The 18,403-nt window shown below is 60.5% G+C and carries 16 protein-coding genes and 1 riboswitch; of the genes, 3 read left to right on the top strand and 13 right to left on the bottom strand.

What is annotated here, in order from left to right; genetic code table 11:
- Positions 1-13: 13 nt before the first annotated feature.
- Genes cobA through YBN1229_RS12565 form a run of 5 tightly spaced genes read right to left on the bottom strand, consistent with a single transcriptional unit; the run spans position 14 to position 4,434 of the window.
- Complete coding sequence (gene cobA, locus YBN1229_RS12585; RefSeq protein ID WP_046479016.1) at positions 14-772, bottom strand: uroporphyrinogen-III C-methyltransferase; 759 nt, start codon at positions 770-772, stop codon at positions 14-16.
- The gene (locus YBN1229_RS12580; protein WP_046479017.1) at positions 769-2,100 is read right to left on the bottom strand and encodes a cobyrinate a,c-diamide synthase; all 1,332 of its coding nucleotides are present in this window, start codon (positions 2,098-2,100) and stop codon (positions 769-771) included. The genes cobA and YBN1229_RS12580 overlap by 4 nt, the downstream gene beginning before the upstream one ends.
- On the bottom strand, positions 2,100-2,882 hold the full coding sequence (cobM, locus tag YBN1229_RS12575; protein WP_046479018.1) for a precorrin-4 C(11)-methyltransferase: 783 nt from the start codon (positions 2,880-2,882) through the stop codon (positions 2,100-2,102). The genes YBN1229_RS12580 and cobM overlap by 1 nt, the downstream gene beginning before the upstream one ends.
- Positions 2,879-3,256 (bottom strand): cobalamin biosynthesis protein, encoded by a 378-nt coding sequence (locus YBN1229_RS12570; RefSeq protein WP_046479019.1) that lies wholly within the window; start codon positions 3,254-3,256, stop codon positions 2,879-2,881. The genes cobM and YBN1229_RS12570 overlap by 4 nt, the downstream gene beginning before the upstream one ends.
- Positions 3,253-4,434, bottom strand: coding sequence for a bifunctional cobalt-precorrin-7 (C(5))-methyltransferase/cobalt-precorrin-6B (C(15))-methyltransferase (locus YBN1229_RS12565; RefSeq protein ID WP_046479020.1), 1,182 nt, complete (start codon positions 4,432-4,434; stop codon positions 3,253-3,255). Before YBN1229_RS12565 ends, YBN1229_RS12570 begins: the two co-directional genes overlap by 4 nt.
- Between YBN1229_RS12565 and YBN1229_RS12560 the strand changes: the two genes are divergently transcribed.
- Positions 4,433-5,179 carry a cobalt-precorrin-6A reductase gene (locus YBN1229_RS12560; RefSeq protein ID WP_046479021.1) on the top strand — a complete coding sequence of 249 codons (747 nt, stop codon included), beginning with the start codon at positions 4,433-4,435 and terminating at the stop codon, positions 5,177-5,179. The genes YBN1229_RS12565 and YBN1229_RS12560 overlap by 2 nt on opposite strands.
- Here the strand turns inward: YBN1229_RS12560 and cobJ are convergent.
- From cobJ to YBN1229_RS12525, 7 genes are read right to left on the bottom strand one after another with little or no spacing between them, the layout of a single operon-like run.
- Positions 5,155-5,904: a precorrin-3B C(17)-methyltransferase gene (gene cobJ, locus YBN1229_RS12555; protein WP_046479022.1), complete on the bottom strand. Its 750-nt coding sequence runs from the start codon at positions 5,902-5,904 to the stop codon at positions 5,155-5,157. The two genes, YBN1229_RS12560 and cobJ, sit on opposite strands and share 25 nt — an antisense overlap.
- On the bottom strand, positions 5,901-6,626 hold the full coding sequence (gene cobI / locus YBN1229_RS12550) for a precorrin-2 C(20)-methyltransferase (protein WP_046479023.1): 726 nt from the start codon (positions 6,624-6,626) through the stop codon (positions 5,901-5,903). Before cobI ends, cobJ begins: the two co-directional genes overlap by 4 nt.
- 5 nt (positions 6,627-6,631) lie before the next feature.
- Positions 6,632-7,261 carry a precorrin-8X methylmutase gene (locus YBN1229_RS12545; protein WP_046479024.1) on the bottom strand — a complete coding sequence of 210 codons (630 nt, stop codon included), beginning with the start codon at positions 7,259-7,261 and terminating at the stop codon, positions 6,632-6,634.
- Entirely contained in the window at positions 7,261-8,427 is a 1,167-nt protein-coding gene (gene cobG, locus YBN1229_RS12540; RefSeq protein WP_046479025.1) for a precorrin-3B synthase, read from the bottom strand. The genes YBN1229_RS12545 and cobG overlap by 1 nt, the downstream gene beginning before the upstream one ends.
- Positions 8,424-11,657 carry a cobaltochelatase subunit CobN gene (cobN, locus tag YBN1229_RS12535; protein WP_046479026.1) on the bottom strand — a complete coding sequence of 1,078 codons (3,234 nt, stop codon included), beginning with the start codon at positions 11,655-11,657 and terminating at the stop codon, positions 8,424-8,426. Before cobN ends, cobG begins: the two co-directional genes overlap by 4 nt.
- 5 nt (positions 11,658-11,662) lie before the next feature.
- Positions 11,663-12,697: a cobalamin biosynthesis protein CobW gene (gene cobW / locus YBN1229_RS12530; protein WP_046479027.1), complete on the bottom strand. Its 1,035-nt coding sequence runs from the start codon at positions 12,695-12,697 to the stop codon at positions 11,663-11,665.
- Positions 12,697-13,056, bottom strand: coding sequence for a DUF1636 family protein (locus YBN1229_RS12525; RefSeq protein WP_170832473.1), 360 nt, complete (start codon positions 13,054-13,056; stop codon positions 12,697-12,699). The genes cobW and YBN1229_RS12525 overlap by 1 nt, the downstream gene beginning before the upstream one ends.
- Before the next feature lie 96 nt (positions 13,057-13,152).
- A riboswitch (cobalamin riboswitch) is annotated at positions 13,153-13,373 on the bottom strand.
- A 42-nt stretch (positions 13,374-13,415) separates the two neighbouring features.
- On the opposite strand from YBN1229_RS12525, the gene cobO reads away from it, so the two are divergent.
- Together cobO and YBN1229_RS12515 are read left to right on the top strand one after the other, a co-directional pair.
- Positions 13,416-14,030, top strand: a complete 615-nt coding sequence (gene cobO / locus YBN1229_RS12520; RefSeq protein WP_244464934.1) for a cob(I)yrinic acid a,c-diamide adenosyltransferase — start codon at positions 13,416-13,418, stop codon at positions 14,028-14,030.
- 54 nt (positions 14,031-14,084) lie between these two features.
- Positions 14,085-15,518, top strand: a complete 1,434-nt coding sequence (locus YBN1229_RS12515) for a cobyric acid synthase (RefSeq protein WP_197540920.1) — start codon at positions 14,085-14,087, stop codon at positions 15,516-15,518.
- Positions 15,519-15,534: 16 nt separating this feature from the next.
- Here the strand turns inward: YBN1229_RS12515 and YBN1229_RS12510 are convergent, their stop codons facing one another.
- Complete coding sequence (locus YBN1229_RS12510) at positions 15,535-18,180, bottom strand: arylsulfatase (protein ID WP_046479031.1); 2,646 nt, start codon at positions 18,178-18,180, stop codon at positions 15,535-15,537.
- Between the last annotated feature and the right edge of the window lie 223 nt (positions 18,181-18,403).

Genomic DNA, 18,403 nt, shown 5'->3' with positions numbered 1-18,403 from the left:
AAGATTTGCGTTGTCAGTCTGTGGCTATCTCCTCCGCTTTGGCTGTGGATAGTTCGGGGGCAAGAGCGCCGAACAGGATCAAGGCCGGCGCTGATGACTGATCTTCAGAGGAAAGCTCTTGGGCTAACTCCACGACGGTGCTGCGGTAGAGCCGCTGGTCAGGACTAGAGATTGCTTCGGCGAGAAGGGCAGGCGTGCTTGCGGGCAGACCTGCTGCAATCAACCGCTCGGCCAGAATTTTGAATGTCCGCCGTCCCATGTAGACCACTGTCGTGGCTTCTGCGTCGGCCAGCGCTGCCATGTTCAAATCCTCAGGCAACGCGCCGGTGACATCGTGCCCCGTCACGAATTGCACGCGGCGCGCGACCAATCTTCGCGTGAGCGGAATACCTGCGGAGGCCGCCGCGGCCGAAGCTGCCGTCACGCCTGGGATCACTTCGTATTCGATCCCTTCGGCGGCGAGCGCTGTTATCTCTTCTTCGAGGCGGCCGAAGATGCTCGCATCTCCGGACTTAAGCCGCACGACCCGTACACCCGTCCGTGCATAGTCGACTAACAAACGACTGACGTGATGCTGCTTGGGCGACGTGCGCCCCGCGCGTTTTCCGACACCAACCAGATCGGCGCCATCGCGAACGTGCGTCAGGATCGGACCCGAACAGAAGTCGTCGAAAAGCACGGCGTCAGCACGCCGCAGCCGATCGACCGCTTTTAGCGTCAGCAGCTCAGGATCGCCGGGGCCCGCGGATACGAAAGAGACGAAACCGCTCATGCCGCTGCCTCCGCGATAAGATGAAAGAAGCTCCCGGTTACATGCCCGCGGCGGGAGCCCGTCTCGGGAACACGCGTGCCTTCTGCGTCGACGACGTCGGCAAGCGGCTCATCGGGTTGTGTGAGAATGGTGGAATAGTGGAACTCGTGCCCACGAAGCCGCGCCCCGGGCTGCCGTCCGGGAATGGGTGCCGTCAAAGTCGCGAGCCGGTATCCGAGGTGCATGCGGCGTTTTTCGTAGGAGGTGACAAGGCCAAGTAAGCCAGTCATCTCGTGCCGTTGCCCGTCGGCGTCGATGAGAGCCTCGCCCAACGCCATGTAGCCTCCGCACTCGCCGTGAACCGGACGCGTTGCGGCGAAGTTTTTCAAAGCTTCACGGAATTTTCTTGCCTGCGCGATGCGCCCAGCATGAAGTTCCGGGTATCCGCCGGGGAGCCAGCAACAGTCGGCGTCGGGATCGGGTGTCTCATCCGCCAGAGGGGAAAACGGAATGATTTCCGCTCCGGCCTTCCGCCAGGCTTCGAGGAGGTGCGGATAGACAAAGGAAAACGCGGCGTCACGCGCTAGCGCAATACGTTGGCCGGGAGGAGAGGTACCGTTGGTGGTTTGACCGCTCTGAGGCGTGGTCACGCCCGCGGTTGCAACTAGTGCGTCGATATCCAGATGCTTCTCAATGAAGTCGGCCATTTCCGCCAAGATGGATGGAAGCGTGCTTTGTTCTTCGGCTTGCACAAGGCCCAGGTGCCGCTCGGGAACCGCGATTTCTTTCTGGCGCGGCAATGCACCAAGTACCGTGATGCCAACGTCCTTCATCCCTGCTCGGACCAAAGCCTCGTGGCGTGCGCTCGCCACACGATTCAGCACGACACCTGCGAGCTTTACATTGGCGCGCATGGTCGCGAAGCCGAGCGCCACTGCGGCTGCCGATTGCGCGTGCCCGGAGACATCGAGGACCAGAACCACTGGCCAGTCCATCATGGCCGCGAGGTCAGCACTTGCACCAGTGCCGGATGCGCCTGTGCGCGCGACACCATCGAAGAGGCCCATCGAGCCTTCCGCGAGGATAAGATCTGCTCCTGCAGCCGTGGCTACGTGATGAGATATCTCAGCTGCGCCCATAGCCCAGGTATCGAGATTGGTCGAACGCCTCGCCGCTTCGATGGCTGCTGTGTGAAAACCTGTATCGATATAATCCGGACCGCTCTTGAACGGCTGGACGTCGCGACCCCGACGGCGGAGTACGCCCAAGAGGCCTAACATCAAGGTCGTCTTTCCGCTTCCCGAACGGGGTGCGGAGATCATCAATCCAGGTGGCAACTGGCCAGCCATCACGCGCCCTCCGGGAATCTTGGGTTCGTGCCGACGGGCCGATAGCGGCGGTCATAGTCGCCTGCATAGAGGCGGCTTTCGTCGAAGCGTTCCGCCCCGATCGTGCGGCCTACAAAAATGAGAGCTGTGCGTTCGAGTTCCTCACCGATTGCACTGTCGAGCGTGGCGAGGGTCGCCCGTTCAATCCGCTGATCGGGCCAGCTTGCGCGCCATACGATGGCGACGGGACAATCCGACCCGTAATGAGGGATCAACTCCGCGACGACACGATCCAACATATGGATCGATAAATGCAGGGCGAGCGTCGCGCCGGTCGCCGCAAATGCCGCGAGCGTTTCCCCCTCAGGCATAGCCGTTGCGCGCCCCGACGTTCGCGTGAGGATCACCGACTGAGCAACGCCGGGCAAAGTCAGTTCCTGACCCAGCGCGGCTGCAGCCGCGGAAAACGCAGGTACGCCCGGTGTGACGTCGTAGGCGATGCCAAGCTCACGCAGGCGTCGCAGCTGTTCTCCCATTGCGGACCAAACAGACAGGTCGCCGGAATGCAATCGCGCGACATCCAAATCAGCCTCATCCGCACTGACGATTTCGGCAATGATCTCGTCGAGTGATAGGGGGGCCGTGTTGACGATCCGCGCGCCCGGCGGGCAGTGGCTCAACAACGCTTCAGGAACCAGTGATCCCGCATAGAGGCAAACTGGGCAAGCTGCGATGAGATCTCGTCCCCGCAACGTGATAAGGTCAGCTGCACCGGGGCCAGCTCCGATGAAATGTACCGTCATGGTCCAGCTCCTTCCGCGATTGCGGCAACCGCCATGCCGTCAGATGAAATCACCCTGGGACACACCAGCCGTGCACCCGCTCCGGCAGCAGCGAGCGCTGCCGCTTCAGCAAGGCTTCCAGTTCCAAAAAGCGCAGTGACGCGCTCGGACTGCGTTTTCGTCTGCACACTGGAAAGGGCTCGCTCATCCAGCGACAGAACCGGCAGCGCGAACTTTGACGCAAGCGCCTGGATCGCGGGATGCCCGCTCTTGCTGACGTGCGTCGCCAACGCCGCAATGGGGACCTCGCCTGCAAACGCGCGCGCCTTCTCCAGCGCGTCGGCCAATGCCATCTGCGTCGCGCCTTGTCGGAACCCGAAACCTGCCACTCTCATCGCGTTACGCTCCACTGAGTTACGGGCCGAGCGGAAACCCATCCGCGCTTCTGCCCGAGCGGCTGCACTTCCGCAGTTTCGATGCGCATGAGGGAGCCACCGCAGCGCCCGTGCCAGCCGGCGATCAGGCTTTCGCTTTCAAGCGTGACTGCATTGGCGACGAGGCGCGTTCCCGGGGACAGGACGCTCCAGAGCTTCTCCAGCAGCGCATCTGATACGCCGCCGCCGATGAACACCGCGTCGGCATGCGCCAGGTCCTTTAGCGCCTCGGGGGCACTGCCTTCGACAACTTTGACCGCTTCCGTGACACCGAATTGGGCAGCGTTCATGCGAATAATTTCCCCGCGCTCAGCTTTCGGCTCGATGGTCGTCGCGGTGCCGCCCGCTAATGCCCATTCGATTGAAACCGAACCGGAACCACCGCCGATGTCCCACAAGTGCTCACCATGCCGTGGCGCAAGACTTGAGAGGGTGACGGCGCGAACCGCGCGTTTTGTGATCTGCCCGTCGTGCGCGAATGCATCGTCCGGCAGACCGGAACTCCGCTGCCACCCTGCGCCTCCGGCGACCTCTATCGCGAGAGCTACTGGCGCACACGTATCGTTGAAAGCGAGATCGGCCGCGTGAACAGACCGAATGCGCTCATTGGGGCCGCCGAGCGCCTCCATGACCCAGAGCATCGACTTGCCAAAGCCTCTTTGATCAAGCCACTGGCCCAGTGCCGTAACGGCCGCCGCATCACGCATCAGGCAAATCAGGCGTCGCCCGCGACCTATGTGTGGAAGCAGTCGTTCAAAGGGGGCGGCGTGAAGACCAACACAGTGGGTCTCTTCCAACCGCCACCCTAGCCGGGCCGCTGCTATTGCAAATGTCGAAGGTGTGGGAAACGCGCGCCACTCGCTGGCTCCGAGACACTCTGCCAGTGTGCTCCCGGCGCCGTACCAGAAGGGATTGCCAGATGCCAGTACGGCAACGTTGCGACCGCGTAAATCAAGTACTGGTTTTACAGAGAAAGGTACCGGCCAAGGACGCCCCCGCCCACCGATTTCCGCAAGCTCCAGGTGGCGTGGTCCTCCGAAGACGACTTCAGCGCCTTCCAATGCACTGCGACTTGCATCAGACAGGCCCTTCACGCCATCTTCGCCGATGCCGATTATCGAAAGCCACGGATCAGTCATGACACGCGTCCTCCTTCTGGGCGGCACAACGGAAGCCAGTCGTTTGGCCCGAGTCTTTGCAGAGGCTGGGGTGGACGCTGTGTTCTCTTATGCCGGACGCACCAGCCTGCCGAAGGCGCAACCCCTTCCGACGCGGGTCGGTGGCTTTGGTGGTGCTGAGGGGCTGGCCCGCTATTTGCGCGAGGCTGCGATCACGCAGGTCGTCGATGCGACGCATCCATTCGCGGCGCAGATGAGCCGGAACGCGATCACCGCATGCCAAATCACGGGGGTTCCGCTTCTCGCTTTCGAGCGCGCACCCTGGGCTCCCGAAGTTGAAGATCAGTGGCAGCGCGTGCCGGATATCGAAGCGGCCGTCGCGGCTCTTCCACAAGCGCCGTCGCGAATTTTTCTCGCCATCGGGAAGCAAAACCTTTCGACGTTCGCGTCCGCCCCGCATCATCACTATCTGCTGCGGTTGGTGGACACGCCCGGCGCTCTTCCGCTGCCAGACGCCTTCGCCATTATCGCGCGCGGCCCCTTCAGCATTGCGGAAGATGAGGCGCTGCTTACCACGCATCGCATCACGCATGTTGTTGCGAAGAATTCGGGCGGCGAAGGTGCCGAAGCGAAGCTTGTTGCCGCGCGACGTCTGAGGTTGCCGGTAATCATGATTGATCGCCCGGTGCTTCCCGACCGGAATGTGACCGACAGCATTGAGGCCGTGATGGCTTGGATATATCATGGCGCGGACCTCGGTGTGTAGACGTATCGTCCGACCCGCCGGGTCGCGGAATTGCCGACGATGACAACCGTGCGCATGTCAGCCATGTCCGCTTTCGCCTCGGAGAGGGGCACGGTCACGATCCGTTCGTCAGGCGTCGTGACTGCGCGCGCGAACGTAATCAACCGATCCGGCCCACATCCTGCGCGTAAAATTTCTAGGGCGCGTGCGAACTGCTGAGGCCTGCTTGCTGAACGTGGGTTGTAGAGAGCCACAGCAAAGTCGCCTTCGATCGCCAATTGCAGTCGGCGCTCTATGAGCTCCCACGGTTTAAGATTGTCCGACAGGTTTATGGCGCAGAAGTCGTGACCAAGGGGCGCACCTGCGCGTGCGGCCGCGGCGAGCATCGCCGTGATCCCGGGCAGCACGCTGATCTCGACGTCAAGGTATTCGGGGGCGCTTTCCAACGCTTCGAACACCGCGGATGCCATCGCAAAAACGCCTGGATCGCCTGACGATACGACCACCACGTGGCCGCCATCCGAGGCGAGTTGCAATGCATGGCGTGCGCGATCAAGCTCTACTCTGTTATCGGAAGCGTGGAGCCGTAAGCCCTCGCGCGGCGGAATTCGCGCGACGTAGGAATTGTACCCAACGACATCACTAGCCTGTGCGATCGCCGCGTTGACCTCCGGCGTCATCATGGCCGTATCGCCCGGCCCCAGACCGGCGATGGTGAGCGATCCATTTAAGAATACATCGCTCATTCCCGCACCTCCGGCCGACGGCCTTTGCCGTGCAAAAGCACGATGGAGAAGTAGGGACATTCAGCGTGTTTTGCTTCCGCGAGTCGGACCTTCTTTTGTCCATCCATCGTGCCGCGTTCGACGAGCCAAGCGTCGTCCAGCCTGTCGGCTGCAGCAAAAGCGCGTCGGATCTTTGCTAGGTTGCGTCCGGTTTTCATTATGACCAGCGCATCCGCGGTTTTGATGTGCCGGGTCAGTTCGTCTTCGGGCAGCGTGCCCATCAGAACCGTCAGAACATCATCACCCCATGTGATGGGTTCGCCTGTGGCGGTCCAGCAGCCGGACATGCCCGAAATGCCCGGAACGATCTCGACCTCCGTGCGCCCTTTCAAGCGGGTGTGCAGATGCATGAAGGAGCCATAGAAGAATGGGTCTCCCTCACACAGCACAATGACTTCGCCTTCGAGGGCCGCAAGCCGAGCGGCCCAGTCGTCGTAGAATGCAGCAAGTTGTGCGACATATTCCGGACTATCGAACGCGATTTCGGTCGTGACCGGATATTCCATCGCGTGTTCGATGACGTTCTCTGGCAAGAGCCCGTTCACGATCTGGCGCGCTACGCCGGGCCGACCCTTCTTACGGAAAAAGGCGATCTGACGCGCGGACTGAATCAGGCGATATGATCTGACGCTCATCAATTCGGGATCTCCGGGCCCCAGCCCTGTGCAGATGATCCTGGCCATCGCCGCTACTCCTCCGCACTCGCAAGCGCATTGACCGCAGCCACCGTGATGGCTGAGCCCCCAAGACGCCCGTCGACGATGAGGGCGGGTGCAGGCGTGGCTGCCATCAAGGCAGCCTTGGATTCAGCTGCCCCAACGAATCCTACGGGACAGCCGATAATCGCCGCAGGTCTCGGGCACTTCGGATCTTCAAGCATGTTGAGCAAGTGGAAGAGTGCGGTCGGCGCGTTCCCTATCGCGACGATGGCGCCCTTCAGATGCGGACGCCATAATTCCAGAGCCGCCGCCGAGCGCGTGTTGCTCATCGCCTTTGCGAGCTCAGGCACCTGCGGATCTTGCAGCGTGCAGATCACTGCGTTGTCCATTGGGAGACGGCGACGCGTAATCCCCTCCGAAACCATGCGTGCATCACAAAGGATCGGCGCTCCTGCCTGAAGCGCCTTACGCGCTACCGTCGCCATGCCTGGCGTGAAGCGGACATGCTCTTCTAGTCCAACCAATCCGGCCGCATGGATCATGCGCACGACAACCGGCTCTTCGTCAGAGGAGAATGGCGCAAGGTCGGCTTCGGCGCGGATCGTCGCGAACGATTGCCGGTAGATCGCCTGACCGTCAGTTTCATATAGATGCGCCATCAGACGGCCTCGTTGATACGTGTGGGGTTCGCAATCAGCGCTTCCGCTGACACAGGGGCACCGATCGGATCATCGCCAGCGCGGCCATGATGAATGAGAGAGAATCCAGTCGGACCGGCCACGAGTGTTCGCGGCGTGGGGGTAGGCTGTGCACATCCCTTCGCGCAGCCGGACACATGAAGCTGACTGCCGTTCGGCACGTGGGCGGACAGCATGCGCGCCAGCGATCGCGTCGGTTGATGGGCTTGCGGACAACTCGGTGCGCCAACGCAGGCGACAACCCGGTTGAGGGGATCATCGGCGTCAGTGATCACGTCCTGAAGTTCAGGGCGTTGATGAAGGCCAACGATGAGCACCATTCGCCAAGGGGTCAGTTGCAGCGGCCCCAGTTGGGCGAGCGCGGCAAGCGTTTGCGCACTCATCTGACCGAAGGCCAAACCGACGAGCCAACCCTTTTCTGTCTGGCCGGGCGTTGGCTTGAAAGCCGCCTCCGGCTTGCGCGGTACGGCGGTAAAACGTTCCGGTAGAGGCGTGCCCCGGGCGATGTGCGCCGCCATACGGCCGCGTCCGTCCACCATGCCGCCAGTATCCAGGAACCATCGGCTGAGAGCGACCGCCGCCTCCACCGCTGTGTCTGGCGCAATGATCGCGCCCGTACCCGCACCATCCGCGACGCATACGAGTGATCCATCGCTAGCGCGCTCGAAACGAATGTCGGCAGGAGCGGACCGCAGGACCGGTGCTTCCTCGATATCGATCGCGAAACCAAATTTCCCAGGTAGGCGCGGGGCGTTGGGCTTGGCCAGTGCGTGGGACAGATCTTCAGCGAGGGTATGGGCCAAATCGTCCGTGACAGCGAATGGCGTGACGATGATATTTCGGTTTGCCTCTGCATCGGCATTCGCGTCGATAAGGTCGAGTTCCATCAAACCGGAGAGCAATCCGTCATAGCTTTGCTCACGCACCCCGCGCACCTGCAGATTTGCACGGTTTGAGATATCTATGACTCCATTCCCGTAGCGTGATGCGAGCTTCGCAATCTCAGAGGCCTCACGCGCGCCCAAGCGTCCGCCCGGGGGTTTGATCCGGACGATTAGTCCGTCGCCAGACGCCATGGGACGCAGCGCATTTGGACACCAGCCTTTGACGAGGAAGTTCGTGCTCATGGCTCGACCTCCAAGCTCGCTGCGATGGAGTTGCTCCGTGTTTGCCAGAGCCCTGCGTCGCGGAGCGCGCGGAACTGATCCTGCATCGCACGGAACGCGTCGGGATTTTCACGCGCAATGAAGTCGGCAACCTCACCACGGCCCAGCGTCGCGTCATGATATAAATCGAACAGGTGCGCCGGTACGTTGCGCGCGAGATGCGCGAAGGCTGCGAGGTGATCGAGTGTTGCGGCGAGTTCCGCAGCGCCGCGAAAACCGTGACGCATCATCCCCGCCGCCCACTCAGGATTTGCGGCACGGGCCCGGACAACACGCGCTATCTCTTCGCTCAATGTGCGTGCACGTGGTGTTTCCGGTCGGGTGGTATCCAGATGGTAGAGCGCGACCGAAGACCGCCCCAGCGCGGACATCGCTGCGGCAAAGCCTCCTTCGTGACCAGCATAATCGGCCGCGAGAAGGACGTCGGTTTCGGGTAAATCCTGTGCGTGCGCAAACGCGTCGGCACTTCTGAGACGGCTCTCCAGGGCTTCTCTCGCCAGGTGGCTTTCGCCACTGACATCGATCGACCATTCCGAAGCTCTGATCCATGCTTCGCCAGCGGTGCGACGCCCCTCATCAGAATAATCTTGAACGGCTGTCCCCAAGTCCAAGCCGTACAACCCTGGCTTGGGTCCGAACACGCGGGGAACCCGGTTCACATAAGGATTTTCTTCGACGGGTTCGTCGCGATCAGCAAGCGCCGCTGCCGCGGCTTCGAACATCTGTGCGAGGCCGGGAAAGACATCGCGGAAAAGCCCGGAAACTCTTAGCGTCACATCAATCCTGGGCCTGTTCAGCAGCGCCGGGGGCACGATCTCGAACCCTGTCACGCGCCCGGAGGCACCGTCCCAACGTGGCGTCAGTCCTGCCAAGTGAAGCGCCATAGCGAACTCTTCGCCCGCAGTCCGCATCGTCGCCGATCCCCACAGGTCGATTACCAGACCGCGCGGCCAATCGCCATGATCTTGTAGGTGACGACGCACCAATTCTTCCGCGTTCTTCACGCCCTGCGCGAACGCAACGCGGGTCGGCACCGCGCGCGGATCAACACTGAAGAGATTGCGTCCCGTGGGGAGGACATCGGTGTGTCCGCGATAGGGAGACCCTGAGGGTCCGGGCGGCACCCGGCGGCCGGCCAGTGCTGAGTGTAGTCCCTCTCTCTCCCCTTCGCGCGCGCCGTAGATGTGGAGACCGTCGCCAAATCCGCTGTCTTTGATGTCGCAAACGAAGCGGTCAATTCTCACAATGGCTTCGGCCGCGCTTATATTTTCGTTGATGCCCAGGTCTGCTTCCACTCCTTTGGCCTGCGCCTCCGCGCGGATCATTGCGATGAGCCGGTCGCGCCGCGCGGGATCAAGCCCGTCTGCGGTGGAATACTCATCCAAGAGCCTTTCGAGTTGAGACAAACCTTCCGGCACGGCGCTGTCGCGCATCGGCGGCGGCATATGTCCCAAAGTGACGGCACCGAGCCGTCGCTTGGCTTGTGCTGCCTCCCCCGGATCGTTGACGATGAACGGATAAAGAACCGGCAGGTCACCCAACAACGCCTGCGGCCAGCACGTGTCCGACAAGGCGACGGATTTTCCCGGCAGCCATTCCAAGGTGCCGTGCGCCCCTATGTGGATCAGCGCCGAGAAGCCCTGCGCACGTAACCAAAGGTAAAAGGCCACGTATGCGTGGCGGGGGACGCGTGCGAGATCATGATAGTCGTCATCACGGCTCTCCCTCAGTCCACGTTCCGGCTGGAGAGCAATCACCGCTTCTCCGCTCCTGATGGCGGCGAAGTGGAATCCTCCATCGACGACTGCGGGATCGTTATCGGGGTCTCCCCAAGCGCGTTGCAAATCAGCGCGCAGGCCTTCGGGGAGTTGGTCCAAGGCATTGCGGTACGCGCTGAGCGACCACGTCAGATACGATTTACTCAGTGTGCGCCCAAGGTCTGTCACCGGCTCGACGGCATAGCCTTCGCGTGCAAGGTCGAGAAGAATTGCTTCGCACGACGCCAGCGCGTCCAAACCCACCGCATGCGCCAGCTGATATTCCTTGCCCGGATAGGTGGACAATATCAGCGCCGGCTTTTGAGCCTCCGCCTTCGCCGTAGCAAGGCTGTGCCAGCGGGCGACGCGATCGGCGACCGCGCGCACGCGCGTCTCATCAGGCTGGTGAATCTTGCGAGAAAACTGCAGATCCGGATCGTGCTGCGTCCCACATTTAAAGCTCACGGCGCCCGCGAAAATGCGTCCATCGACTTCGGGAAGCACCACATGCATGGCAAGATCAGAGGGGGATAACCCTCGCTCCGAAGCCAGCCACAACGCGCGTTCGGCGGTCGAAAGCGCAACCTGAAACACTGGGCATCCCGGTCCATCGAGTGGCGAGCGCCCATCGTCGCCACGCGCTGAGAAGGCCGTCGCGTTCACGATCGCGACCGGACCCATTTGCTCTAAGGCAACCTCGACCCATATGCGCGCGCCTGCAGCTTTTAGTGACGGTGCGAACATGCCGACCGCCTGAAAACCTCGTGCCCGCAGTTCGTGTATCAGTGCATCTATCGGCGCTGTGTCGGCCGCTGCCAGATAGGCACGATAGAATATGACAGGCACAATCGCTTTGCCATCGGGCGGCGACATTTGAACGCCGCGCGCGGGCTCGTAGAAGCCGCAGTCAGGCAACCGTTTATCGCCTGGAACAGGCGCCGCGTAGAGTCCAGCGGCCAACGCGAGCTGTGCCAGGGCTGCTTGAGCAGCAACCGCGCCACCTGCATCGCAAAGCGCCGACAATCTTCGCAACGTTGAAACAGGCAACGTGGAGAGTTCATCGAGCCTGTCGTCGTCGCGACCGTCACCCGGCAAAACAGCCAAAGCAATTCCGCGCTTGCGCGCGAGTGCGTTGAGTTCCGCTAGTCCGTATGACCAGTAGCTTTCTCCGCCGATCAGCCGAACGAGTATTCCCTTCGCCCCACTCAGCGTTTGATCCACGTACGTGTCAACCGAGATGGGATGCCGCAATGCCGCTAGATTGGCCAAGCGCAGACCGGGCAGATTTGCCCGACCGCGTTGCCATCCCGCCGCGAAGGCCCCCAAGTCACTGTCGGAGTAAGACAGCACCACCAAATCCGCAGGACCTTGGCCAAGGTCTTGCGGGGTCGCAGTCTCTTCCAGATCGTGACTTTCTCGGAAGACGACATGCATGGTGATCAGGCCTCGAAAACTGCCTGGATTGCCGCCGGATCAATCGCATCATGCTCAGCGATCACAACGAGCTGGGAACGGCGCGGCTGGTCGCCCCATGGACGATCGTATTGCATGCGCACGCGCTCACCCACGGCCTGCACCAGCATGCGCATCGGCTTGTCCCGGATCGCGAGATATCCTTTCACGCGGAGAATGTCGCGCTCTCGCGCAAGGCGGCGGATCGCCTCTGCGACACTCTCAGGATCGGCCAAGATGGGCAGATCGATAATCGCGGAGTCGAAATCATCATGCTCGTGATCGTCGGCGCCGTCATGGTGAGAGGGCCGCACGTCGAGGTTATCTTCGGCCGCGGCGTTGAGCCCAAGAATGACACGCGGGTCGATCACACCATCTGTCAGCGAGAGGATCGGGAGCCTGCGCGGAGCTTCGGCTTCGATCAAAGCACGTGCCGCCGAAATCCCTTCGTCTCCCGCAAGGTCCGCCTTGCTCAACAACACGATGTCGGCGCAGGCAATCTGATCCTCGAAGACCTCGGACAGAGGGGTTTCGTGATCAATGCTCTCATCGCCAGCACGTTGTGCGGCGATTGCTTCCTCGTCCGGTGCAAACCTGCCGGCTGCAACCGCCTCAGCATCCGCGACAGCAATAACGCCATCGACAGTGATGCGCGAACGGATGGCAGGCCAGTCGAACGCCTTCAGCAGCGGCTTTGGCAGCGCCAGACCGGACGTCTCGATGAGGATATGGTCGGGCTGCTGCGGCAGCGCCATCAAAGCCTCGATCGTCGGAATGAAATCGTCCGCGACCGTGCAGCAAATGCAGCCGTTCGCGAGTTCGACGATATTTTCCTCGGGGCAATTCTCGTCCGCGCAAGATCGCAAGATCTCGCCATCCACACCGACTGTACCGAATTCGTTGACGAGCACCGCAAGACGCTTGCCCTGCGGATTGCGCATCAAATGGCGGATCAACGTAGTTTTGCCCGCGCCGAGAAAACCGGTAATAACGCTGACGGGAATTTTTGACAGGTCGGTCATTAGTCCTCCATCGGGGGAATGCGCGCGAGCGAGTTTTTGCGGAAAATTTCCGGACGTTCGCGCCACGGCACGATGCCGTCTTCGCTGGCCGCGTATTTGGATGCGCCATCGAGAATGTCCGGGACGTGTTCGGCGGGATCGAGCCGGCCGTAGACGTAAGTCCACTTACCTGGGCCGCTGAGCGCAACCGCGCACCCTTGCGAACAAGCGGAGAGGCACTGCACGGGACGCAGACGCATCCCTTTGGGTATCCCTGCGGCTTCAAGCGCGGATAGCATCAACTGCCCGGGACAAGCGTCGTCGGGTTCAATCGTCGCGCCGCGACGGCAGGTCGTGCAGACAAGGATCGTAGCCATCAGGCCCCTTCAGCAGGGACGAGAGGTGCTAAAGCCAGAAGGGGAAGACGCCCGGTATCAGGCGATTCACCTGCCGGTCGCGAAACACCCCGTTCGCCCGTTTCAGTCACGCTGTTGGCAGGTCTCCCGGCTTGCGGATGTAGGGTTTTTAATCCTGCGGACGTTCGGCCTTCCCAGCTTTTGCCAGTGGCGTTGAACGTCCTCTCCGGTCACGGTCGCGGGGGCGGCTGCGTTGTAAGCTTTTGAGCAATTCCGGCTCAAGTGCTTGTCGCATTCCCTCTTCGCCTGTCATAGACAGGACCAACAATGCCTCAACTGAAGCCGAACGCCGTCAGTTGTCAAGATGAAGGAAAAGTATGGCGATGGATGAGACAGACTTAGCCGCGCGTCACGCAACCAAAATGGCCAAGATCAAAGCTGCGCGCGATCGCATGATGGCAACGAAGGAAGGCGAGAAGGGACTGATTATTGTTCACACCGGTGCGGGTAAAGGGAAATCCTCTTCCGGCTTCGGCATGATCATGCGCTGCATTGCGCACGGTTTTCCCTCTGCTGTGGTGCAGTTCATCAAAGGCGCTTGGGACACCGGCGAACGCCGGTTGATCGAAACCCACTTTCCTCACCTCTGTCAATTTCACGCGATGGGGGAGGGCTTTACCTGGGAAACACAGGACCGCGAACGCGACATCGCCGCAGCCCGTGCCGGCTGGGAAAAAGCAAAGGCGATGATCCTCAATCCAGAACTCCGGATGGTCTTGCTCGACGAGATCAACATCGCGCTGCGCTACGATTATTTGGACATTGCTGAGGTTGTCGCCTTTCTTCGCGATGAAAAGCCGCCGCTCACGCATGTCGTCCTGACTGGCCGGAACGCCAAGGACGAATTGATCGAGATTGCCGATCTCGTGACGGAGATGTCGTTGATCAAACATCCGTTCCGCGCCGGCATCAAAGCCCAGCCGGGCGTGGAGTTTTGAGGGTTTTACCCTTGGAACTCTAGCCTACAAGGATAACCTTAAGTGAAATCCCTTATGATTCAGGGAGCGGGTTCGAACGTCGGCAAGTCACTGCTTGTTGCCGGCCTCTGCCGCGCCGCACTCCGACGCGGGCTTCGCGTCGCGCCGTTCAAGCCGCAAAACATGTCGAATAACGCCGCCGTCACAGCGGACGGTGGTGAAATCGGTCGGGCGCAGGCCTTGCAGGCGCTTGCCTCGGGCCGCGAAGCCGTTACCGACATGAATCCTATTTTGCTCAAACCTGAATCGGAGACGGGGTCACAGGTCATCGTCCAAGGCCAACGGCTCACCACTGTAAAGGCCCGCGCTTATTCAAGCCTGAAACCACAGCTTTTGAGCGCGGTACTCGCGAGCTTCAATCGGTTGAAAGGCGATGCCGACCTCGTGATTGTAGAGGGAGCCGGGAGTCCCGCTGAAGTAAATCTTCGACGCGGTGACATCGCCAACATGGGTTTCGCGCAGGCGGCGAGCGTTCCCGTCGTTCTGGCGGGAGACATCGAGCGTGGCGGCGTCATTGCCCAGATCGTTGGAACACAAGCCGTCATCGATCCCGATGACGCCGCGTTGATCTCGGGATTTGTGATCAACAAGTTTCGCGGCGATCCGCGCCTCTTCGATGACGGATATCGCTTCATCTCGGAACGCACAGGATGGCGGGGCTTTGGGGTCCTGCCCTATTTTCCGGATGCCAGGAAACTGCCCGCTGAAGATGTCCTCGACTTGCGCGAGAGCAATCTGGGCGAGGGGCTGCATATCGCCGTTCCTATTCTCTCCCGCATCGCGAATTTCGATGACCTCGATCCGCTCGCTCAAGAGCCGGGAGTTCGGCTCAGCATGATCCCTGCGGGTCGTCCTTTACCGGGCGATTGCGCTCTGATCATCCTGCCCGGATCGAAATCCACATCAACCGATCTCGCTTATCTTCGCGCGCAAGGCTGGGATATCGATCTCCGGGCGCATGTGCGTCGTGGTGGTGCTGTCCTTGGGATTTGCGGCGGTTACCAGATGCTGGGCCGCGCAATCCACGACCCGGACGGTATCGAGGGTACGCCGGGCAGCGTCGAGGGCTTGGGTCTTCTCGACCTAGAAACCGTGATGTTCCCGGACAAGGAAGTTTCGCGGACACAGGCCCGGCATGCGGCCTCCGGCACCGTGATTGACGCTTACGAAATTCACATGGGTCGCACGGACGGACCGGATCGCAAGCGCCCCTTCGCCTTTGTGAACGATCGGGCGGAAGGGGGCACTTCCCCGGACGGGCGCATTGTGGGCAGCTATATGCACGGCATGTTCGTTAACGATGACTTCCGCCGCAGCTTTTTGTCAGCGCTCGGGGCACGGACCGCTTCGTTTGCTTACGGTGCTTCCGTTGACGCTACCCTCGACGCTCTGGCGGAACACATGGAGACACACCTAGACGTCGATGCTTTGTTCGCCTTGGCGAGGTGAATACGCCATAGACGAGCTAATCTTTCTGTAAGCAATCCCGGACAAATCGAAGCCGCTCAATTGGACCGAGGTTCTGCGCATCGGCCTGCTTGCGGCAGTCCTCTCTTTTGTCAAACCGTTCTTCCAACCGTTGGACGATAGTGAGATTTTGAGAGACCGGTCCGTCTGCAGCAGCTTTCATCGCGCCTTGCAGCTTCTTTATGTCTTCGGCGGTCAAATGCGGCCGATCGATCTTGATGGTGAGTTTGTTGAGTTTGCCGGTGAACGGGAACGGCGGCTTGTAGTCAGCGTCGTTGACGCCGGTCAGCGTATCGGATCCAACGTCGAAGCTTTCATCCCACTGCAGGATCATGGGTAGCGTCTTCTGCATCTGTTTGGTGTCAACGGCTTTGCCGTCCACCTTGAGCACACCGGTACCGGGCCGGCCGACGCCGCTAAAGTTATTGAAAGCGAGCGTGCCAGGGCCCAAACCGTCATATGTGAATTCAAACTCGACTTTGTGCGCGCCCGGCGTGAGCGTGTCTTCGCCCTCCCACTTTACACGCTCCATATTGAGGAGGTTCCAGACCCACACGGGTTTGCCTTTAAGCAGATAGAAGCCGTAGCCGGCGAACCGCCCGCCCGACGTCAACATCATGCCCTCGGCACCCTGGTCGGGGATATCAATGTCCGCCGTGACGACAAACGATGTATTGAGCAAAAATGGAGAGTCGCCCTGCGGGAGCCCGACCATCGGTCGGGTATAGACGAACTCCGTGCGACCGGCCGTAATATTGGGCCTTGGCGCAACGATGCGTGCCGCGACGGATGCGTCCATCGGAAAGATCTGATATTTGCGGGCCTCGTCAATAAACTCCTGCTTCATCTCCTCGACTTTGTCCGGGTTCTTCGCGGCGATATCGTTGGTCTGGGTGAAGTCCTCGTTCAAGTTGTAGAGTTGCAAAACCTGATTGTTCAGCGGATCGGGATTGGCCGGACCAAAGGCCTCCCAAGGCGCACGATTGACCTTGGTGCTCAGGAACCAGCCATCCTTATAGAGTGCCCACTGTCCCATCATTTCGAAGTACTGAGTTGTGTGCCGGGTCGGTGTCTTGGCGTTTTCAGCGTCGAAAGTGTAGGCAAAGCTGGTGCCTTCAACGGGCATCTGCTTGATGCCATCAACCATCTCGGGCGCATGGATGCCGGCAACCTCGAGAAGGGTCGGAACGACGTCGATCACATGGACGAACTGCTCGCGCAAGGCCCCCTTGTCCTTGATGCGTTTGGGCCAGGACACCACCATGTTCTGGTTGGTGCCGCCAAGCCTTGACGCATTCTGCTTGAACCAATCGAACGGCGTGTCGAAGGCCCACGACCAGCCTGCCGACATGTGGTTGTATGTCTGTTCGGTGCCCCAAACATCATACCACTTCATCTGCTCGTCGACCGGGACCGTGACGCCGTTAAAGAAGGCAACCTCATTCGGTGTGCCCAGAGGTCCACCTTCGGCGCTCGTGCCGTTGTCGCCGTTGATGTAGATAATCAGCGTGTTGTCGAGCTTGCCGAGGTCCTCAAAGGTCTGGATCACGCGACCGATTTCATGGTCGTTGTAGGCCGCATAGGCGGCAAAGACGTCAACTTGCCGGATGAAGAGTTTCTTTTCCTCGTCGGAGAGTTGGTCCCACGGCTTCAGTGTCCCATTCGGCCAGGGTGCCAATTCGGAATTCGCCGGAATAATGCCGAGCCTCTTCTGATTTTCGAAGATGCGCTCACGCACCTTGTTGTATCCGTCGTCGAACAGATGCATCGCGCTGATCTTATCTACCCATTCCTTGGTGGGGTGATGCGGGGCATGCGTGGCGCCGGGCGCATACTTGATGAACAGCGGCTTAGATGGGTCGGTCTGGTGCATCCGTGTCATCCAGTCGATAGCGTCATCAGCCATCGCGGTCACAAGGTTCCAACTACCGGGCGGTTTGTCCTTGAAGGGATAAATCTGAGTGGTGTTGCGAAAGAGGTTGGGCTCCCACTGATTAGCGTCGCCTCCGACGAAACCGTAGAAATACTCAAAGCCCATTCCTGTCGGCCACTGGTCGAATGGACCAGCCTGGCTGGCAGCGAATGCGGGCGTATTGTGGTCCTTGCCGAACCATGAAGTCGCGTAGCCATTGTCCAAAAGGATCCGACCGATCGTGGCTTTGTCCCTTGGAATGATGCTGTTGTAGCCCGGGAAACCGGTGGACTGCTCGGAGATCACGCCAAAGCCGACCGAGTGATGGTTGCGCCCAGTAATTAGCGCGGCCCGCGTCGGTGAACAAAGCGCGGTGGAGAATACGCGATTGTAGCGGAGACCCGCGTTCGCGACACGGTCCATCGTCGGCGTTGGGATGACGCCTCCGAAGGTACTGGGAACGCCGAAACCCGCATCGTCCGTGATGATCAGCAGCACGTTGGGCGCGCCTTCCGGCGGCGCGATCCGCGGTGGCCACCAAGGCTTCGATTTCAGAGCATCCTGCTTGATGATTCCGCCGAACTTTGGATCGGGCGGTGGAAGCTGTACTCCCTGAACGCTCGTCGTCGCACTGGGAGAACCAAGGGCGCCGGTGACTTCCTGTGCTGTTGCCGGGGCACCTCCCAGAAGAAGAGAAGCAAGCGAGACAAACAAAAGTTCTCTAGTCGTCATGACCTCGTCCTTTGTTCCGAGCGAACATTCAAGTTGCCACAGTGTTTTTCAAACTCCGTGCGTTCAGACGCCTTAGAGTTTTTCAATTCAAATGCAGGAGAGGACGCGCTCATGGCGTTCTGGGCGAGCGCTAAGAAAGCGCCACATAAATAGGCATCGCTAGCTCGTCGCACTTTGTTTGCGCAAACTGCCAAAGCAATTCTTAGTTTTGATCTGACCCTGC

This window comes from Candidatus Filomicrobium marinum (assembly GCF_000981545.1).
In the GTDB taxonomy this organism is placed as follows: Bacteria; Pseudomonadota; Alphaproteobacteria; order Rhizobiales; family Hyphomicrobiaceae; genus Filomicrobium; species Filomicrobium insigne.
This window is presented reverse-complemented; position numbering and strand designations above follow the sequence as displayed.